The organism is Porphyromonas vaginalis (assembly GCF_958301595.1).
GTDB classification, from domain to species: Bacteria; Bacteroidota; Bacteroidia; order Bacteroidales; family Porphyromonadaceae; genus Porphyromonas; species Porphyromonas vaginalis.
Genome location: NZ_CATQJU010000001.1, coordinates 2,305,500 through 2,325,286 on the forward strand (window position 1 = coordinate 2,305,500; position 19,787 = coordinate 2,325,286).

14 protein-coding genes and 1 tRNA gene are annotated in these 19,787 nt (G+C 50.1%); 13 read left to right on the forward strand and 2 right to left on the reverse strand.

Annotated features, from left to right (window positions below; translation table 11 throughout):
- Window positions 1–18: 18 nt before the first annotated feature.
- Window positions 19–1,470, reverse strand: a complete 1,452-nt coding sequence (locus Q2J34_RS08965; protein WP_298887658.1) for a TolC family protein — start codon at window positions 1,468–1,470, stop codon at window positions 19–21.
- A 1,292-nt stretch (window positions 1,471–2,762) separates the two neighbouring features.
- Between Q2J34_RS08965 and Q2J34_RS08970 the strand changes: the two genes are divergently transcribed.
- The 4 genes from Q2J34_RS08970 to Q2J34_RS08985 all read left to right on the forward strand — a co-directional run bounded on the left by Q2J34_RS08970 (window position 2,763) and on the right by Q2J34_RS08985 (window position 5,876).
- Complete coding sequence (locus tag Q2J34_RS08970; protein WP_300970027.1) at window positions 2,763–3,203, forward strand: hypothetical protein; 441 nt, start codon at window positions 2,763–2,765, stop codon at window positions 3,201–3,203.
- Window positions 3,204–3,218: 15 nt separating this feature from the next.
- Window positions 3,219–4,265 (forward strand): CapA family protein, encoded by a 1,047-nt coding sequence (locus Q2J34_RS08975; protein WP_300970028.1) that lies wholly within the window; start codon window positions 3,219–3,221, stop codon window positions 4,263–4,265.
- Window positions 4,266–4,592: 327 nt separating this feature from the next.
- Window positions 4,593–5,726, forward strand: coding sequence for an ISAs1 family transposase (locus Q2J34_RS08980; RefSeq protein ID WP_300970142.1), 1,134 nt, complete (start codon window positions 4,593–4,595; stop codon window positions 5,724–5,726).
- 76 nt (window positions 5,727–5,802) lie between these two features.
- A tRNA-Cys gene (locus tag Q2J34_RS08985) sits at window positions 5,803–5,876 on the forward strand.
- A gap of 68 nt (window positions 5,877–5,944) precedes the next feature.
- Here Q2J34_RS08985 and Q2J34_RS08990 read toward each other — a convergent pair.
- Complete coding sequence (locus tag Q2J34_RS08990; protein WP_300970029.1) at window positions 5,945–7,171, reverse strand: THUMP-like domain-containing protein; 1,227 nt, start codon at window positions 7,169–7,171, stop codon at window positions 5,945–5,947.
- 134 nt (window positions 7,172–7,305) lie between these two features.
- On the opposite strand from Q2J34_RS08990, the gene Q2J34_RS08995 reads away from it, so the two are divergent.
- From Q2J34_RS08995 to Q2J34_RS09035, 9 genes are all read left to right on the forward strand, one after another.
- Window positions 7,306–7,560, forward strand: coding sequence for a hypothetical protein (locus tag Q2J34_RS08995; protein ID WP_300970030.1), 255 nt, complete (start codon window positions 7,306–7,308; stop codon window positions 7,558–7,560).
- Window positions 7,561–8,030: 470 nt separating this feature from the next.
- Entirely contained in the window at window positions 8,031–8,564 is a 534-nt protein-coding gene (locus Q2J34_RS09000; protein ID WP_300970031.1) for a hypothetical protein, read from the forward strand.
- Window positions 8,565–8,713: 149 nt separating this feature from the next.
- Window positions 8,714–9,307, forward strand: coding sequence for a 30S ribosomal protein S16 (locus Q2J34_RS09005; RefSeq protein WP_297118338.1), 594 nt, complete (start codon window positions 8,714–8,716; stop codon window positions 9,305–9,307).
- A gap of 159 nt (window positions 9,308–9,466) precedes the next feature.
- Window positions 9,467–10,711, forward strand: coding sequence for a M16 family metallopeptidase (locus Q2J34_RS09010; RefSeq protein ID WP_300970032.1), 1,245 nt, complete (start codon window positions 9,467–9,469; stop codon window positions 10,709–10,711).
- A gap of 121 nt (window positions 10,712–10,832) precedes the next feature.
- On the forward strand, window positions 10,833–11,582 hold the full coding sequence (locus tag Q2J34_RS09015) for a lysophospholipid acyltransferase family protein (RefSeq protein ID WP_297118333.1): 750 nt from the start codon (window positions 10,833–10,835) through the stop codon (window positions 11,580–11,582).
- Complete coding sequence (locus Q2J34_RS09020; protein WP_293964812.1) at window positions 11,563–12,072, forward strand: low molecular weight protein-tyrosine-phosphatase; 510 nt, start codon at window positions 11,563–11,565, stop codon at window positions 12,070–12,072. The genes Q2J34_RS09015 and Q2J34_RS09020 overlap by 20 nt, the downstream gene beginning before the upstream one ends.
- A gap of 88 nt (window positions 12,073–12,160) precedes the next feature.
- Window positions 12,161–13,924 carry a phosphoethanolamine transferase gene (locus Q2J34_RS09025; protein ID WP_300970033.1) on the forward strand — a complete coding sequence of 588 codons (1,764 nt, stop codon included), beginning with the start codon at window positions 12,161–12,163 and terminating at the stop codon, window positions 13,922–13,924.
- The gene (locus Q2J34_RS09030; RefSeq protein ID WP_300970034.1) at window positions 13,921–15,588 is read left to right on the forward strand and encodes a sulfatase-like hydrolase/transferase; all 1,668 of its coding nucleotides are present in this window, start codon (window positions 13,921–13,923) and stop codon (window positions 15,586–15,588) included. The genes Q2J34_RS09025 and Q2J34_RS09030 overlap by 4 nt, the downstream gene beginning before the upstream one ends.
- Window positions 15,589–16,896: 1,308 nt before the next feature.
- The gene (locus Q2J34_RS09035) at window positions 16,897–19,782 is read left to right on the forward strand and encodes a T9SS type A sorting domain-containing protein (protein ID WP_300970035.1); all 2,886 of its coding nucleotides are present in this window, start codon (window positions 16,897–16,899) and stop codon (window positions 19,780–19,782) included.
- Window positions 19,783–19,787: the final 5 nt, after the last annotated feature.

Consider the following 19,787-nt stretch of genomic DNA (forward strand, 5'->3'; position numbering starts at 1 on the left):
TAATAGGATATATGGCGTTTAGAAGTATCGTGTCATTCGTTTGATCGAGTTGAGACGCTCCTCGTAATCATTGCTTGGATCGGAGGAGAGCGGTGTCTCGGGGGCTATGAGTTGCTCTATCTCTACGCCCGCTATGAGGTAGTCGTAGAGCGCCTGTGTCTGATTAAGACGAGCCTGTAGTAGCGCCAGCTCAGCATCGTTGACCTCTAGGAGCGTACCCATGCCCTTGTCGTACATACGCTGTGCGATGGTGTAGCCCCGCTCGGCTGTCGCTTGTATCTGTGTCGCTGTGCTGTACTGCTCCTGAGCCTTACGTGCTTTGTCTCGCTGGCTCTGCATACCGAGCGTGAGTGACCGCTCAGCATCTTGTCGCTGGAGCTTTAGCAGTAAAGCCCGCCCCTTGGCTTGTCGCGTCGTGTAGTAGTTCTTCAGCCCTGTGAAGAGTGGAATTTGAAACTGTAGGCTCACGACTGAAAAGGGAACCCAGAGACGACTCTTAGAGAGGTCAAAGTCGTTTGACGAGAAGTTGTAATTGTAGTTTGCTCCCAACGAAATCGAAGGCACCCAGCTCAGCTTGGAGAGCTTGATACTCTCGTCAGCTATCTGCTGCTGTAGCTCTAGTACTCGCATGGTCGGATTGGTTGTAAGCCATAGCGAGTCGGTCGTCGGGACCTGTGCGATGAGTTGCTGGCTCTCGGCTTGGTAGTCCTCGAGGTGCCCCACCAGTCGCAGACCTGTGTGAGGGTCTAGTCCTAGGAGTACCGCCAACTGCATATAGGCTAGGTCAACGCCCTGCTCTGCTTGCAGTACTGAGGGCTTGATATTGGCGTATTGTACCTCAGCGCGCATCTTGTCGTACTCCGCCACGAGCCCCGCTTCGTACCGCTGGGTGACCCGCTCGAGGTTCAGCTCCGCATTGCGCATGCTTTGCTGCAATGTCTCACAAGACTCCTGTGCGAGGAGCACCGTGTAGAAGGCTTTCTTGATCTGCCCGACCAACTCCTGACGAGACTGCGTAGCTTGCTGTAGTGCTAAGTCAACTTGCTTGCGGTTGATCTGCAGTGCCTTCCAGAGCGTCGCATTGACGAGTGGCATACCAGCTTGTAGCCCCAGCTGTATATTGTGCGTACGTCCCACCTCAATACCGTTTTCCATGCCAGGCATAGCGCCCATACCGGGCATGCCGTCGAAGTAGATGCGCTGCTTCTTGAGCGTGTAGCCGTAGTTGCCCGAGAGCGACAGCTGCGGGTAGAGAGCACTCTGCGCCTCCCGCTCGGCATACATTTGGTTGACCAGAGCCACGTCCTTGCCCAGCACCATGGGGCTCTGCTCCAGCCCGAGAGCGATGCTCTCGTCTAGTGTCAGCACGAGCGTATCCGGTTGCTGCGCCGAGAGCGTCAGCGTAAGCAAGAATAAGTATGGTAGCATCACATAGCGCCACCCAGAGATGAGATGTGTCTGTTGTCTCATATATAATAAGGTGTGTAGCGAACCCCTCTCCAGAGCGAGGAAGCCCCAGTCGGATCCTTCAAGAATACCAACTTAGAGACGAATAGGACTTTTTCGTTTAATCCAGCAACGACCTTTCGATGCTTCCGTATGAACCGCCAACCGCCACTAGGAGACTTCAGTCTGCTCCACCATTAAATATACTTGAGACCAGGGCTGACGCATTATATACAATGAGCTTATCTACCTCTCGACTCCTCGCTTGTCGCTCATCTGTAGCTCCTGACAAAGCGATTATGATGCGTCAGCCATCTCTGGGTAAATTCGACACTGACTTGTTACAATAATTTAGAGCAGACTACATATCGAAACGGCGCTATGTCGGGGAAAAGTGATTTCCACGTGGATATTTCAAAATCTCCACGTGGAGAATAAAAAATTCCTCGGAGGAATGAAATGAAACTTCGGAAGAATCAAATGAAACTTCGGAGGAAATGAATCACGCCCACGTGGAAAATAAAAAATATCCACGTGGAGATTTGAGATTCCCCACGTGGATACTCGAGAAAGGAGAGAATCGGACAAGTTTCCCCGTAAAGATATGTTATTAGAGATTGGAGGTTAGAGATTAGAGGGCAGGGGTGACACATTATATTATAATGACCTCATGAGACGATTGCATAAAGGCGAATCGCTGTGTTGCTTTCGGGATTCGGCTTCGGTCACATACGGAGGTATGCTCCCGTCAGACCTCACCCTCAGCGCTTTGCGCTTCATCCTTTCTGCAAAGTCTGGACAATCTTGCAAGCAAGATTGTGAGACTGTTGACTTTTGCAATAGTCTTCTCACCTATTCCTTGCTTTGTCGCTCATCTGTAGCCCCTGACAGAGCGATTATAATGCGTCAGCCCTGAGTTAGCCATTCAAAAAGAAATACACTATCTTTGCCTGCACTATCTCAATGGATGAAATGAGTAACCGCAAACAATCTCTCTGCACAGACAGACAGACAGACAGACAGCGTGGACACTCCGCGCCCTCCTCATCGGGTTTGTGACCATCGGACTTGTTGCATCATCCTGTGCAACGAGAACAAAGTCAACACTTCCAACCTATAATTTGATAGCTAGTCCCGTAGGACAGAGATGTCTTACGAGACCATCACAAGCAGAGGTAGATAGCTTAGTCGCTATTTATGGTCGCAACAAGGACTTACTCCCAGAGTACTCAGATGTCTTAGTCGTAGCTCTATCCTACTACCCTGAGCTACAGTCTACGCATATCAAATTTGAATATTCGAGCGAGCAAACGACTATGGCGTCCCGACCAGCGTCCGTTTTCCCTCCTAGGCGATATAAGATAGTTATCAACAACGCCCCCCAGTTCAAGGGGATACCTTTTGACTCTATTCCCTACAACGCCGCTGTTGGCATCGTCGGGCATGAGCTAGCACACATCGTGGAGTACGAGACCAAGACCCTCTTAGGTCTTCTAGACTGCTTGTTACTATACTCTGACAAGTCTCACGGGAAAGCATACTTCGAGAAGACAACAGATCTCACGACCATCCAGCATGGTTTAGGCTGGCAGCTTTATGACTGGGCAAAGTATGCTATGTATGACAACCAGATAGCTAGTGAAGAGTACAAAGCGTTCAAGCAACGCACATACTTATCCCCCGATGAAATCGAGCAGTACATACGCCACTACGCCAAGTACGCCACACCTCACATCAGGACTATCCAAGCTGAGTAGGATACCTCACCGTCTATGAGGGAACAAGGAACACACTGGTGGGGATCGCCCTATACCTTTAGAGAGAAGATAGACTTCCTTAAGTACAGACTCCTCTCACCCAAGGAGTCGCCCGAGAGCGATATCCTAGAGGGTATGCAGCCCCTAGTCTCTGATTACACCTTTAGACCCGAAGCTTCTGAAAAGGGAAAGGAAGTCTCAATGATCTTCACTGGAGATCTAATGCCCTTTGGCGATACTAAGCCAAGCCATACGGTAGAACTGGAGCAGTTCCTAGCATCGGCGGACTACATAGTCTTTAACCTCGAGGGCGTTGTCACAGATCAACAACGCTTCCTCGCTCTATCCCTTAGAGACACACCACTCTACGACTATCTGCATACTTCGTTCGGACGAGGGGTAATCCTAAATGTAGCCAACAACCACGCCTCGGACTTCGGACGCGAAGCGTTCAATCTGCAAAACCAACGACTTAGAGATCAAGGATTTTTAGTCGTCGGAGACACCCCCAAACCTCTTACTATTGAAGACCAAATCACCCTCTCGGCTAGGACACTCCTAAGCAATCAGCCACCTATCATCGAGACGCTTAGCCTGAGCCATCCATCAATTTCTCACGAATGGAGACCTCCCCAGCACACCTACAACATCTTTATGCCACACTGGGGATATGAGATGCACCTATCCCCAACACAAGAACAGATTAAGATGTACCACAGCATCGTCCCAGCAATCTATGATAGTGTCATAGGCAATCACGCCCACACACCCCAGCCTGTATATCTGTCTGAGAGCTCTGTCTTGGCAACATCTCTCGGCAACTATTGCTACCGCAACTACAACCCCAACCATTGGCTAGGAAGTTTGTTGAAGTGCACCTTCACGATGCAGGAGCTTCCTAATACCAAGCCCGTCCTCTCCCGTGTAGAGCTACGTCATACGATACAGCATATCACTAAGAACACACTCCAGCTAGACCTTGTGGACGCTATAGACTATAGCACACTCCGCAAAACAACTAACTTTTATCGCTGGAGCTATCTCAAAGACCTCCTCAAGTGAAGCCCCCCTATTCCTACAGCCTCCCGAGACATCAATCCCGCAACTCCTACGTGTGCCGATGTGTAGCCACGCACGAATTGTGTCTTCTTGCTCATTGCCACGCACAGTTTCTGTCAGATCATAATGCGTCAGCCCTGACTTGAGACGAGGAAGTACAGGGCTGACGCATTATAAATGACAAGCTGATTGTGATCTTAAGAGGGAGAATGAAAGGCCTAAAAAGTGAACTCAATATAGTCGCAAAAACTCTTCATTTTTCTCTTCAAAAAGCTTGTCCATGTCGTAGGTTTTTCGTACCTTTATAACTGATAATCAATACAATGAGTAATCTCTATGAGCATATTCAATCAGCTTCTAATGGTCGAAGATCCACGCATAAATCGATGCAAAAAGTTCCCCCTAGGATACATCCTTACGACGGTATTCACAGCTACTCTCTCTGGCTGCTCCTCTTGGTACGAAATAGAAGACTATGCAGAGGAGTACAAGGTTGATCTGGAGGCTCTATATGAGCGTATATCAGGAGAGTCGAGCTCTTGGGGAGTCCCCTCTCACGACACGCTCAATCGGGCTATCAGTCTTCTTGATCCCAATCAGATAGAGCTAGTCTACAAAGCCTTCCTGGAGGAAAGCTTTGAGATAACAACGGGCAAGCACATCTGTCTAGATGGTAAGACGATGCGAGGCGTTAAGAAGCTAGACTTCGATGCCGACAGCCATTGCGTTACAGCCTTTGACCCTCAGCAGCAAGCTTCATTGGCTCAGGTATATATCTCCACTAAGTCTAATGAAATCAATGCCATCAAAGAAATTCTCAAGGCTCTAGATCTGCGAGACACCGTCATCACTATTGACGCTATCGGCACTCAAACCGATATAGCAACCGCAGTGGTCGGGAAGGGTGGTGACTACCTACTCCAAGTTAAAGATAATCAGAAACTAACGAAGGAAGAGATGCAAAGTTTCTTTTGTCCCCTCTACGATGCTCATATCGTGCATCAAGAGCAGAAAGACTTTGGTCACGGGCGAATAGAAACACGCACGATGAGTAGCATCGTAAACCCTTTATCTCTAGATCCAGACTCGACTTTAGACAAATGGAAAGGGCTGAAAAGTATCCATATGATGACAAGAGTACGGACGGACAAGAAGACAGATAAGTCCAGCACCGAAACCACCTTCTATATTTCTAGCCTGACAGACGGAGCGGAGATCTTCAAATTAATACGTGAGCATTGGGCTGTGGAAAACAAGCTACACTATATGCTGGATATGCTTTTTAGAGAGGACTACTCTACCAAGAGAGCCCGCAACGCAGCTCAGAACATGAACATTATAAACAAGATAAACCTGACTATCATTCAACGGCTTAAAGACAAGCTCAAAGGCACATCAACGCTACGCCTGAGGAAAAAGCTTGCACGAATGACTCCAGAGGAAATCTTCGAAATGGAATTATAATGCGTCAGCCCTGCGAGGAAGTATTTGGTTTGTCAAAAAATTGTCGTACCTTTGTAGTCGCAATCAGCCAAGCAATGGTTCGTTGGCCGAGTGGTTAGGCAACGGTCTGCAAAACCGTGTACGGCGGTTCAAATCCGCCACGAACCTCCATCAATGAAGATGATTTCATTTCTTTGTAAAGATCCCTCTGCAAGTAATTTGTGGAGGGATTTCTTTTTTCAGGAGGTTAGGATCAAGAGCTTACGTGCACGCTCTCCCATAGTCGTCGCGAGCAGATAGTAGGTATCGCTCTCATCGGTCTTGAGCGTCTGCTTGAGCTGCTGAGCAGTCAGAGGGAAGTGCCGAGACATGATGGTCAGTGCTGGATAGCGCTGGCGGAGAGCCTGTAGCTCCTTACCTCTTAGGGTCGACTTGCTGTAGTCGATCTCCTCTATGAGCTTGTAGCTCTTGTAGAGCGGACTGGGAGAGGCCTTTGCTGAGGTGTAGATGTGACTATTGGGGCCGAGTAAGGTGAGCGACTGCTCCTCAGCGATGAGGTGAAAGGCACCGCTCTTCATCAGGAGTGGCTGTGGAATGTGTATATACTCCTCGACCTTAGTCGCATAAGCTGTACGCACTGACGATAAGTGGTGGTACGGGAAGCTCCAGCGGCTCACCTGCCCCAGGCGATCCACGACAGCTAGATAAATCTCTGAATCAGTCTCTTGTCGCTGCATAGAGACTGCGACCAGTAGCTCCTTGACCTCATCCTGCACCTGTACTATATGTACGGCACAGACCTGCGGGAGCTGCTCTAATATCCACTGTATATCTAGCATCGGCGACAACTTGAGGAGCAGTCGTCCCTGATAGTCCAGCTCTTGTAGCCTACTCATGATCTGTAGCGGTGATGGACTATACTCATCCATACTAATGAGCCGGCGATTAGGGTCCTCCATATCTCGGCGAGCCGGATCTGCGTAGATGAGTGTGATCCCCTCGAGTGTAGCACGCTCCATCGCTGCTAATGCGTCCCCGCAGTGTACCGTGACAGGACCCTGCGGCAAGATCTTGTGCAGATTATAGGTCAAGGCCTCTGCCATCGTCTGGTCTATCTCGTAGATGACGCTCAGCTCGGATACAGAGGCCATCGCTAGTGCGTCAATGCCTAGCCCACCAGTCATGTCTAGGATATGCTCCTGAGGTGCTATCAGTTGCTGCTTGTAGCGGGCTGTCAGTTCGCTACTACTCTGCTCGAAGTTGACTCGATGTGGTATATACCCACCGCTCTCGGCAAAGCGTGGCATCTTACGCTGCATCTTAGGCAGCAGAGCGACCTGTAGGGCTATCTGTCGCTTGATCTCAGGCTCCAGCTCACTCCGCTCGAAGAGTATCCTATCAGGCGATCTGTCGGCCCACTGCCTACTCAGAGCCACTACTTGCTCCATCTGTTGTTGTGATAGCATATTGACTTGATGGTCTTATGACGCAAAGTTAAGACAACGCCCCCTTACGAGCAAAATGCCTCAGCCCTGACTGGGGAAATTCAACGCCGACTCGTTACAATAATTTAGAGCTGACAACGTATCGATACGATACTGTGTCGGGGAAAAGTGATTTCCACGTGGATATTTCGAAATATCCAGGTGGAGAATTTTTATTTTCCACGTGGGGAATAAAAAATTCTTCGGAGGAATCAAATGAAACTTCGGAAGAAATGAATCACGCCCACGTGGAAAATAAAAAATATCCACGTGGAGATTTGAGATTTTCCACGTGGATATTCGAGAAAGGAGGGGATCGGACGAATTTTCCTGTAAAGATATGTAAAGCAGGATTAGAGGTTAGAAGTTAGAGATTAGAGATCAGATCACTCTGATAGCTCCGATAGCTCCGATAGCTCCAATCACTCCAGCTAACAGCCAACAGCCAATCCATGGCAGGACACATTATATATATAGCACTCATCTATGCCTCGCTTGTCCTTATGTGTGGCTCCTGAGAGAGCGATTATCATGAGACTATTGACTTTTGCAACAGTCTCATAATGCGTCAGCACAAAAAAAACTAGGCTATAAAACTCCCTATGAAGTTTTTTCCCTACATTTGTAACTGTGTTGCACTTGACACTGGAATGTGCGTATTCCTGATCACTAAACCGAAATCCACTAATAATGAGCAATGAATTGTAAAAAAACACACTCTATTGTAGTTGTCACATTAGCCCTACTCTTTCTGACAACGTCTTGTAAACAAAGCTCAGCCCAAGAAAGTTGGAGCATTTATTCTTTTAGTAATATTTGCTCTTTTAGGATTCCTAATACAATGGAGCTAAGAGCCCCCGATTCAAAAGTTGGTGTATTTATCAACGAGGCGGTTAATCGTATTTCAATAGAACTCGGGCAAACTATTGCTAATAGGGAAATAAAATTTCAACCCAGAGGAATGAATTCCTCCGATAGAGAAGAGGTTATTAAAGCAACATCATTGTATTCGCGGATTATTGTTGCGGATATTATTGATGATGATATACCATCTCAACAGGATGTTGCCTCTCTAACAAATGAAGAAATTGATGAGGTTGAAGCTATTTTCAAAGACGATGTTGAATCCCTTGCTAGACGGTTAAACTTTACTGTTGATTGGATATCTTTTAGACGAGAAAAAATTGCGGGTAAGTATGCGTTGGTTTCAGTATATAAAAGACCTTCTCAAAAAGGAGGACTAACCTATGTCGAGGAGTATAAATTCTTTATGAAAACCCATTTACTTCGCATCACATTAAGCTATCGAGAGGATGAAAGCAAATTATGGAAAGATGATTTCTCTAACATAATGAAAACCCTAAGTTTTAACTAAGCAAAGTAGATATTTAAGGTTCATCCCAATAGTGTCCTAAACGTTTGTGGAGGTGATTGTGGAATGAAGATTTTTGCGTACCTTTGCACAGTTCGTATGAGACGAAAGTTCTCACGGACATCCAAATCATTCAAATCTCAATATCAACAATGGCAACTAAAATCAGACTACAAAGATTCGGTCGTCGTGGCTACCCCTTCTACCGTATCGTCATCGCTGATAGCAGGGCTCCACGGGATGGAAAGTTTATTGAGAGGATAGGTTCTTATAATCCGAACACTAATCCTGCTACAATAGATTTGAAGTTTGACCGCGCTCTCTATTGGCTCAAGGTCGGTGCACAGCCTAGTGACACCGCACGTCGCATCCTCTCACGTGAGGGTGTCCTCCTTAAGAAGCACCTCGATGGTGGTGTCGCCAAGGGCGCATTCACACAGGAGGTCGCAGACCAGCGCTTTGAGAGCTGGCTCACAAACAAGCAGCAGCTCCTCAAGGGAGTCGCTGAGCGTGACCAGCAGAAGGCTCATGATATAGCTCAGAAGCAGCACGAAGCTGAGGAAGAGCAAAACAAGGAGCGTAGCAAGGCACTAGAGGAGAAGAAGGCAGCCATCGAGCGCGAGAAGGCTGAGGCCGAAGCTGCTGCAAAGGCTGAAGCAGAGGCTAACGAGGAGGCTAACGCTACCGAGGAGGCTCCTGCCGCTGAGGAAGCACCAGCTACCGAAGAGGCTCCCGCTGCTGAGTAAGCTGACAGCTACACAACCTTTACGACATACCTAGTCGTATCTACCATGATACGTATCTATGTATCATAACATCTAGAGAGGCCCAGACTACATGACTTTGTGTGGTCTGGGTTCTTTTTTGGAGCTGGCAGATCTATGTGACTGTCTCTCTCTTTCATTATGACATCTCCACAACTACAATACCACACCACTACCCAGGGACTACGTATCGTCTACTACCCTATCCCCAGCCAGGTCACCTATATAGGCTACATGGTACAGACGGGGTCGGCTCACGATCCGCAGCCCTACCATGGACTGGCGCACTGTACGGAGCACATGCTCTTTAAGGGGACGCATAGACGACACGCCCTACACCTAGTGAATCGTGTCGAGGCGGTGGGTGCTGATCTCAACGCTTTCACCACCAAAGAGGATACAACCCTACACATAACCATCCCCTCACGCTATGCGCTCAGGGCCATTCATCTGCTCACAGATATAGTGCTCAACAGCTACATACCATCCGAAGAGCTGAGCAAAGAGCAGGAGGTGATCATCGAGGAGATCGCCAGCTACCTAGATGCTCCGAGTGAGCGGATATATGATGAGTTTGAGGAGCTACTCTTTAGCGGCACGCCACTAGCGCACAATATCCTAGGCTCCGAGCAGTCTGTCAGACGTATCTCCTCGACAGTCGTGCGACGCTTTATGGATCAGTACTATCGTCCCGACAATATGGTGCTGGGCATCTGGGGCGAGATAGACTTTGACAAAGCAATCGAGATGATCGAGCATCTCTACAGCGAGCCACGAGTAGCTGCGGGAGACCCATTTAAGGTGCCAAAGGTCAAGCCCACGGCCACACCCGAGCAGCTCATCGCTAAGACCCACCACTACCGCACCAACCAGTGCCACTGCATCATAGGGACGCATGCTCCGAGCCTGCACAATCGAGAGCGCTACGCAATGACGCTCTTCAACAACTTCGTCGGAGGACCCGCCATCTCCTCGCAGCTGAACCTTCATCTGCGTGAAGAGCTGGGACTAGTCTACAGTGTCGAAGCAAATTATACGCCTTACCTGAGTGATGGCGTCTGGAGCGTTTACCTGGGTACAGGGAGCGACACACTACAACAAGCAGTGGAGGCGGTGCATAGCATCTTGGACCGCTACGTCACCACGCCTATGAGTGTGGAGCAGCTGGCGATCAGTAAGCAGCAGATCGTGGGGCAGCTACTCCTCGCCAACGATCAGCACGACAGCGAGCTCATCACGATGCTCAAGAGCTACCTTTACTTCGGCAGGGTCAGTAGCGTCGCCGAGGTGGCAGAGCGCATACAGGCGATCACGCCTGAGGATATCACCGAGATGGTCAGTCGCTACCTAACGAGAGCGCAGCGACACACGCTCATCTATAAGTAGTAAAGCGACATTACGAAGGAAGTGACTGTCAAGGGCTTTTTCATTACCTTTGTGAGCAAGATACAAGCACTGAGGCTCGTATGCTACGACTTCAGTATGTGAGACAACCCCCTACTCCTCTATGCTACTACGGATACTATACATTATATATATAGTCTTAATAGCGGCTCCCATCTATGCGGTGGTAACCATCGTCTTGGCACTTATCATGACGGTGGGCTGCTTGCTAGGCTTCGGCAAGTTCTTTAGCTACTACCCAGGACTCATCTGGTCGTGGCTAGGACTGATCCTATCCCTCTGTCCCGTCACCGTGCGAGGGCGCAAGAACTACGACAAGAAGTCGGGTCCCTATGTCGTCATGGCCAACCACCAGGGCGCTTACGATATCTTCCTCCTCTACGGCTTCCTCGGCATCCCCTTCAAGTGGGTGATGAAAGAGTCGCTGCGGCGTGTCCCCTTTGTGGGCAAAGCGTGCGCAGTCGCGGGCTTTATCTTTGTCAATGGGCATAGCATACAGAACATCCGCAACTCACTAGACGAAGCTAAGCGTTCGCTCGGTGATGGCTACTCGATCTTTATCTTCCCCGAGGGCAGTCGTACTCGCACGGGACGTATGCAGCCCTTCAAGAAGGGCGGCTTCGTGATCGCCGATGAGCTAGACATCCCGATCATCCCTGTCTCCATCTCGGGCTCCTATGGCGTGATGCGCGCAGGCTCGTTGCTACCACACTGGCGTCGCCTCTATCTAGATATACACCCGCCAGTCCACCCTCGAGAGTTCCATACTTCGGATCAGCCGATACAAGATCTCCGCGAGCAAGTTTACCACACGATACAGCAAGGCATACATGATGGCACAGAGCGACTCTAGTAGTAAAGCTCCTTACCGCATCCTCTTCGTCTGTCTAGGCAACATCTGTCGCTCGCCTCTCGCAGAGGCTATCATGAGACAACTCCTAGCCGAAGACCCCGCCAGTTCGTCTCGGATCGAAGTAGACTCGGCAGGCATAGGTGGATGGCATCAGGGACAACTAGCAGATCCGCGCATGCGTGCCCATGCAGCACGGCGGGGCATTGAGATGACGCATCGTGCGAGGCAGATTAAGGATGAAGACTTTGACGCCTTTGACCTGATCATCGCCATGGACGATGACAACTATGATGCACTGCGCGAGCTAGCCCCGACGCTAGAGCAGCAGGAGAAGGTCGTGCGTATGGCGGACTACCTCGAGCAGATGCCATGGGACCACATCCCCGATCCATACTACGGCGGGGCGTCGGGCTTTGAGCTCGTCCTGGATCTACTCACTGAGGGGTGTACCAATCTATACCACCGATGCAAGGCGCAGAGCGGTAAGTAATCGGGGGGAACACGACTTTTCGTACTTTTGCGCTAGACTTATTACGACCTCTTATTACGACCTTGTTAACGAGCAATCTTTTATTCCGATGATTCCTAAGATAAAAAGGCTTCTCTCCATCTGTGGGGGCTATCTGAAGCAGTTGTGGGGGCGTATGTGTAGTATGCCAAATCTCTTTGCCTTCCTGACCCTCCTGCAAGTGCTTATGGGGAGCTTAATGATACTGTACCTTCGCATGGAGATGCCTCTGCTCCTTTGGCTGGGAGGCTATATCGCCGGCACTGCGATACTGATGACGCTCCCTGCCATACTGCCGCAACGGTGGTGGCGCATCACTTGGACTAGTCTCATCGTACTGCTCTCGGCTGTACTATTTATATATGAGTATTATCTGCTCACCCAGTACGGCACGCTCCTCACGCAGACCGTCTTGCTGCAGTACTATCCGCCCTGGGCCGATGATGTGTGTCGCTCGCTACTACCATGGAGTATGCCGATGCACACGCTACTAGAGGCTATCGGACTGCTCTGTGGCATCAGTCTTGTGACCTGGTTAACCCGCAAGGGCTGGGGACTAGTCTTCATGCTACTGCTAGTACTTATCTCTGGTATACCGCACGCTACACAGCTAAGCCCAATAGTGACAGGGGGTATCTCGAATGAAGAGGCTTACACGCTCGCTCACGAGTACAGTATGATGAGCCGCTACGTAGCGACCACGCTAGGAGTCTTTACCAATCAAAAGCGATACGACGAGATGGGGCAAAACTTATGGAAAAACACTCCGACCAACGTTCGCCTCATGCCGCAGCGTCAGCCACACAACGTGGTGGTCATCATAGGCGAGTCTCTACGTCGCTTAGACATGCACTGCTACGGCTATCCACTAGAGAATACCCCACGCCTAGACTCACTAGTCCAGGCTGGCTCACTAGTCCTCTACGATGATGTCGTCTGCCCACAGCCTAACACGCTCACCTCGCTGCGACGCGTCCTCACCATACGAGGCGAAGACGAGCAAGCTCCTTGGGATGCCACGACGACACTCCCTATCACCTTCTCCTCTGCTGGCTACAAAACCTACTGGTGTAGCAATCAGGAGATGAGTGGAGACTGGATCGAGGAGGTCTCGCTCATAGCCTCCACGGCCGACAGCACTTACTACACCGATGGGAGTACCTCTAGTGCCTTGCACTGGAAGGCTGGGCAAGTCAAGCACGATGAACTCCTCCTCCCGCATCTGATCGACTATCGGCATACCACTTCACCTAATGGGAGCCTTCTCGTCGTAACTCACTTGATGGGGAGTCATGCGGCCTTTGCCGATAGATACCCCAACGATCGCTTTAGCCACTTTACAGCTACAGATGTAAAGCAAGTAGAGCCTCGCCTCAGCTCAGGAGAGGCGCAAAACTCGGCTGAGTATATGAACTCGATCCTCTACAACGACTCCATCGTCTCAGAGATTATCAAATACTACAGCCAGAGCTCCTCCATCGTCATCTACTTCTCAGATCATGCTATCTCTCGCTACGACAATCCCAAGGCTCCTCATCAGGCAGCACACGGAGTCTGCGAGAGTGCTCTGCAGGTACCCTTTATGGTCTATATGTCCGATCAGTTTGCTGCAGAGAATCCCGACATCCTACTCGCCGTGCAGCGTGCGCGATACAAACCCTTCATGACCGATCTCTTCACCTCTTCACTCATGGGACTTATGGGCATCGAGTCAAACTATACCATTCCCCGCTTACAGCTATGGAGTCTATCGTACGATGCGACCCGTCCTAGATGTATCAAGGGCTTTGGCTCTGAGGTAACCTTCTCACCTAAGCATCCAGATCAGCTATGAAAAAAGCACTCTTACACTACCTCCAGGGAGTCAAAGCTAGGATTCCACAGCTAGTATGGCTACTGATTGCGCTGCTAGCGATCTTGACGCTCAATAACCTCGTCATCAGAGGCCTACTCTCTAGGAGTGCCACTTATCTATCTAGAGAAAACCTCCCCCTACTATGGGATACCCTCTGGATGGCTACGCTACTCTACATCATCCCCACTCTGATTCCCCATCGCATCACACGTCGCGTGGTCCTCATCACCGAGCTAGTACTGGTTAGTGCCATACACATTATGGACCTCTACCTCGTCAGTACCTATCAGATGCCTTACTGCGATGCTATCGCCATCCCGATCTTTGCGACCAATCCCGGAGAGGCCCACGGCTTCTTTCAGTCGCTACGACTAGATATACCCTTTATGCTACGAGAGGGCGGCAAGCTCCTACTAGCTATCTTCCTGCCGCTCGGCATCTCTTGGCTCATAAGTCGTGCTAAGAGGACTAAAGAGCAAACCACACCTTGTGACAAGCGCATCCAGCGATACAGCTCCAGAGCCCTCTTTGTAGTAGTTCTCGTGGGTGCACACATACTCGGTATCAACTATCTGCGTCAGACGCGTATCGCCACCAGTTCCGGAGTCATACAGTACAATGTGCATGCACCTCTAGTTCGTCTCATGCTGAGCAGTGGAGAGCTATATCGCAATGCAAAGCACTGCTCGCTAGACTACAGACCCCGACAAGCGACACCCCAAGAGGTAGCCGTAGACTCGCTCCTACCACCACACAACGTCGTGCTGGTTCTTGCCGATGACGTTTACTCGCACCTGATGCACTGCTACAACCTAGACATCAATGAGAATACACCAACCATAGACTCCCTCCTGCAGGCTGGCTCTCTCATCAAGCTGGACAGCGTCTATAGTGCCTCTGACAATGCAGCTCTAGCTGCAGCCTGGACGCTCTCTCTCTGTCCTAAGGATAGCCCTGACAGCTGGGACACCTACCCCTCTATCTATAGTATCTTTCGTGCAGCAGGCTACGACACCTATTGGCTAGACAACACTCCTCGCATAGCCCGTGGACTAGATGTCTACCCACAGCTAGCTGCCGACTGCGACCAGCACTTCTTTACCAATCTACGTGCAGACGATCAGGAGTGGACAGACCGCATCCCCTACGATGATGCGGTCCTCGACCAGCTCAAGCAGCTAGAGAGCCAGTCTCGTCTCACCACCATACATCTCTTGGGAGCACGCAGTAACATTTGGTGGCGTATCCCCGAGGAGTTTTGTAAGTACAATCGTCTATCGGCAAACATTGACATAGACTTACCAGGCGATGCTCTAGACCACGTAGCTCAATACTACAACGTCGTCTACTACCAGGACTATCTACTCAAGCAGCTCATCGCACACTACCAGGAGACCCCCACGATACTTATCTATTGTAGCCCGGTGGGTGTGTATAGTGAGTGGCACCCCTACTCCAGCGGACCAGTCGCTCCCGAGATGAGAGGTCAGGTACCCATGCTACTCTACCTCTCCCCAGCTATGCAGCGCATCTCTCCCGCTCTACGAGATCAGCTCCTACAGCTCAACGCCGAGCGTCACAACCTCAGCGACCTACCCCAGCTACTGATGCGACTCTCTAGCATCCGGGTTTCCCTCTCGTAGCAGCAGTCCCCTATTACTCACACAACACGCTCGCCACACCTATGAGACTTCGAGTCTCATTCGTGTGGCTTTTTTAGTTTCATACCTATGGCACTGGAGTTTCATACCTATGAAACTATACTCTCCTCACAGACGTTGCTAAAGTTGCCCTAATTGATCTTCCCTTGGGCGGAGGCGGGGCAGGGCTGACGCATTATAATAATGAGTTCATCCAAACCCCGCTTGTCGCTCATGTGTAGCTCCTGCAAGAGCGATTATGATGCGTCAGACCTATTTGGGCAAAATTAGACGCTGGCTCGTTGCAATAATTTGGAACTGGTTACATATTGAGACGGCGCAGTGTCGGGGAAAAGTGATCCTCACGTGGATATTTCGAAATCCCCACGTGGAGAATAAAAAATTCCTCGGAAGAATGAAATGAAACTTCGGAAGAAATGATTCGCCTCCACGTGGAAAAAGAAAAATATCCACGTGGAGATTTGAGATTCCCCACGTGGATATTCGAGAAAGGAGGGAATCGAACGAATTTCCCCGTAAAGATATGTAAATAGAGATTAGAGGTTAGAGGTCTCGGAGTGAATCGGAACAATCGGAGGGATTGGAGCGATACGACCGCTTGCGGTCGGACAAATCATAGTCCCCAGTCGGAGGGGCTACGCCCCGAACGACTGGGGGTAGGAGTGCCATGTGAAGTAAGCAACCTCCCCATTGTGGGAGGTCGGACTGGAGCTGTAACTATAAGCTGCGTCTAGTCCGACCCACAAGGGGTCGATAAGTTGCTATAATCTTGTCCCCGTGGGTCGTTCGGGGCTTTGCCCCTCTGACCCACGGCGATGATTCGTCGGACCTCTTGCGAGGTCCTATCCATCAGGGCGGATCGGAGGGTGGGTTAGAGATTAGAGATCCAATCACTCTGATAGCTCCGATGGTTCCGATAGCTAACAGCCAATAGCTAACAGCTAACAGCCAATCCATGGGTGGCACATTTATATATAGTGACCTCATCTATGCCTTGCTTGCCGCTCATGTGTAGCCCCTGATAGAGCGATTATAATGCGTCAGCCCTGGCGGGGGGGGAAGATGTTGCTCAGTCTTAAAACATTTTCATACCTTTGCTAGGCGTCTGAAGCTCGATCGAATGTGAAGATTATAAAGCCTAGTCATACGATCACACTAAGTGTAGATATGAGCCTACCGCCACTAGCCTCTATGCGGTCGCTAGAGTGCGCTAGGGCCACATTTCTTCTGAGCTTCACCAGATACTTGTCACTTATTAAACAACCACCGATATAATACTAACTAAAAGTAATGAATCACCTAACGAATCGACTGATCTTACTGATCCTCATACCGCTCTGCCTCCTCACTGGAGCGAGTAGCGGTATCGCACAGCAATCCTTCGGAGGCACACCACAGCTTCTCGGGGAGGGCACACTACGCACTGCGACAGCCGGCATATCGCTTGCTCCAGACTTTAACACCCAAGACCTCATGCGCCGAGAGTCATGGCACGAGGGGAGCTTGCATCGCAAGCCTTACAACGTCGGCAAGGTAGTCCCCTGCTCCATAGACTTCGCTACTGATGCGGAGCTGATCGGCTCTGTAGCAGGCACCGACATTTATCGACTAGAAATAGATATGGAGCAGAGTCCTGTAGGACTAAACCTGTACTACTCCGACTTCTTCATTCCTCAAGGCGGACGTCTCTACATCTACACCCCAGGTGGCGAGCAGCTCCTCGGAGCCTACACACACGAGACGCATCCTAAGCATGGAGCCTTCGCCTCGGAGCCTCTGAGCGGTAGCAAGCTCATCCTAGACTATGAGGCTCCTCATAGCTCGGCTATGCCCTCTATCCAGATCAGTGGCGTGGGCTACCTCTACCGCTCGGTAATGCAGGCTAAGGTCAGACCTACCATAGAGAAGGAAGACGCTTCAGATCCTGGCAAAGATCGTTACTGCCAAATCAACATCAACTGTCCCGAGGGTGACGACTGGCAGGAGCAAAAGAGTAGCTCGGTCATCTATATGCCTGTCTTCGCTGATGGCACCATGAGCTTGTGCTCAGGCAACCTGATCAACAATGTCAAGGGAGACTTCAAGCCCTATATCCTTACCGCAGCACACTGCTCGGGCGAGAAGGGTACGGGAGACCCGATCGTGGGAGCGTTCAAAGGAAAGTTTGGCATTGATCAGAGCAAGATGGATCAGTGGGTCTTTGGCTTTCACTATGAGAAGCCTCGCTGCAACAACAGCGACTACGGCTTTCAGACGACCAAGACACTCACTGGTGCTACTATCCGTACCTACACATCTACCTATGGGTACTCTGACGGTATGCTTCTAGAGATCAATGAAGAGATACCTCTCGACTATCGTGTCTACTACTCAGGCTGGAATGCTAATGAGACGACTTGGCGCTCTGGTGCTGGCATCCATCACCCAGCAGGAGATGCGACCAAGATCGCCCTTTATAATGGAGGTATGAGTCTCGGACAGTGGGCCGAAGGTAATCTGAAAAACCCTACAACATTAGGTGGAAAAGATGATCACTACAAGCTTATGTTTGACAAGGGAAATACTGAGGGAGGCTCCTCAGGATCGCCACTATACAATGAAAACAAGGAGCAAATCGGCACACTCACGGGAGGATTTATAACTACCTGTTCTCAAGATGGGTACTATGGTCGCCTCAGCTCACACTTCAACAGGTACAGCGACAAGGGAGATCTATACCACATGGATATGTACCTCGATCCTGACAAGACGGGTCAGCGCCAGGTGGCCGGCACTTGGCGTAAGGGCTACAAGCCTTTTACTCCTGTACATGCGCTACGTGGCATGCTAGACCTCAAGAATCACCTCAAGGTAGAACTAGAGTGGGATGCAGTGCCTGCACACGCACAGGGCTACCCTATCAGCTATCAGATATACCGCAACGGCACACCACTCAAAGAGGTCACAGAAACTAAGTATACAGACCAGCTCACATACGATCTCACCTCTAGAGGCTCTGTCCAATACACTGTAGAGGCTCTCTACGATGTCGATGGTAAGAAGATCGCTACCCCAGCAGCTTACCGGACTATCTATACGGGCAAGCTCGTCAAGGAGGTAAATGCTAATGTCAAAGCGGAGGAAGCTGGAGGCGTAAAAGTCACTTGGGAACACCCCGTCAATGCGCAGACGATCTCTAAGATTGCTGATAGAGCAAAGATGCATCTAGTCAAAGCTTCCTCTAAGTATGTAGGTGCACTTGCTTACAATGGATATCCTGAGATACGCTACTTTGACAAGTTCCGTCTAGGGCAGTCTCCCTTTGAAAAGCCTCTATACGTACACCAAGTCAATGTACTGCCTGTACGAAAAGAGAAGGGATGGGCACATACCATCTATCTGCGCCAGAAGCGTAACGGGAGCCGTGAGTATGCTCAGACCTTTTCAGTACCCAAGGAGGGAGAAGGCTCTAGTGAGTGGATGTCTGTAACGTTCAGGAAGCCCTTTGAACTACACATGGATGAGAATCTCGAGGTAGGCTTTAAGGTTCGGACAAACTTTCCCCACGAAGTGTACGTCGATACGAACTCTAAGGATGAGTACATGGGGGTAGATGGCGGTTTCGCTGCAGTCTACTTTGGCTCGCCACTTAACCAGTTGCTAGGACAGCCAGAGCCCACCTTTACTACAGACGGCTATATGGCTATCGAGCTAGTCGTATCAGATAGTCCTACGCTCAGCGGAGACACGATCCGTGAGACCTTCACGCGTGGTCCACTGCCCGTACCCTTCCCCGAGGTCAAGGGCTATGTGATCTATCGCAACGATCAGAAGGTCGGAGAGACAGCCCCCACCGTACTCTCTTACAAAGATGCTGCGGGCAAGGAGGGTGACAACTACCGCATCGAGGTACTATACGATGCTCCTGAGAAGCTAGCGATCGATAAGAGCATAAAGAGCACGCAGCAGCCCTATCTCTACCCCTCTGTGATACGAGATATGGCTACCCTAGCTGAGGCAGACGAGGCACTGTCGCTACAGCTCTACGATCTCTCAGGACGCTGTCTCCTGACGCTACAAGGTGATGCACTACGTAGCTCTATCGATCTGACAGATCTACCCGAAGGCTCATACATTGCGCTCATACGCACTATGCAAGAGACCTTTACACAGAGAGTAATGATTAAACGAAACTAACCCTT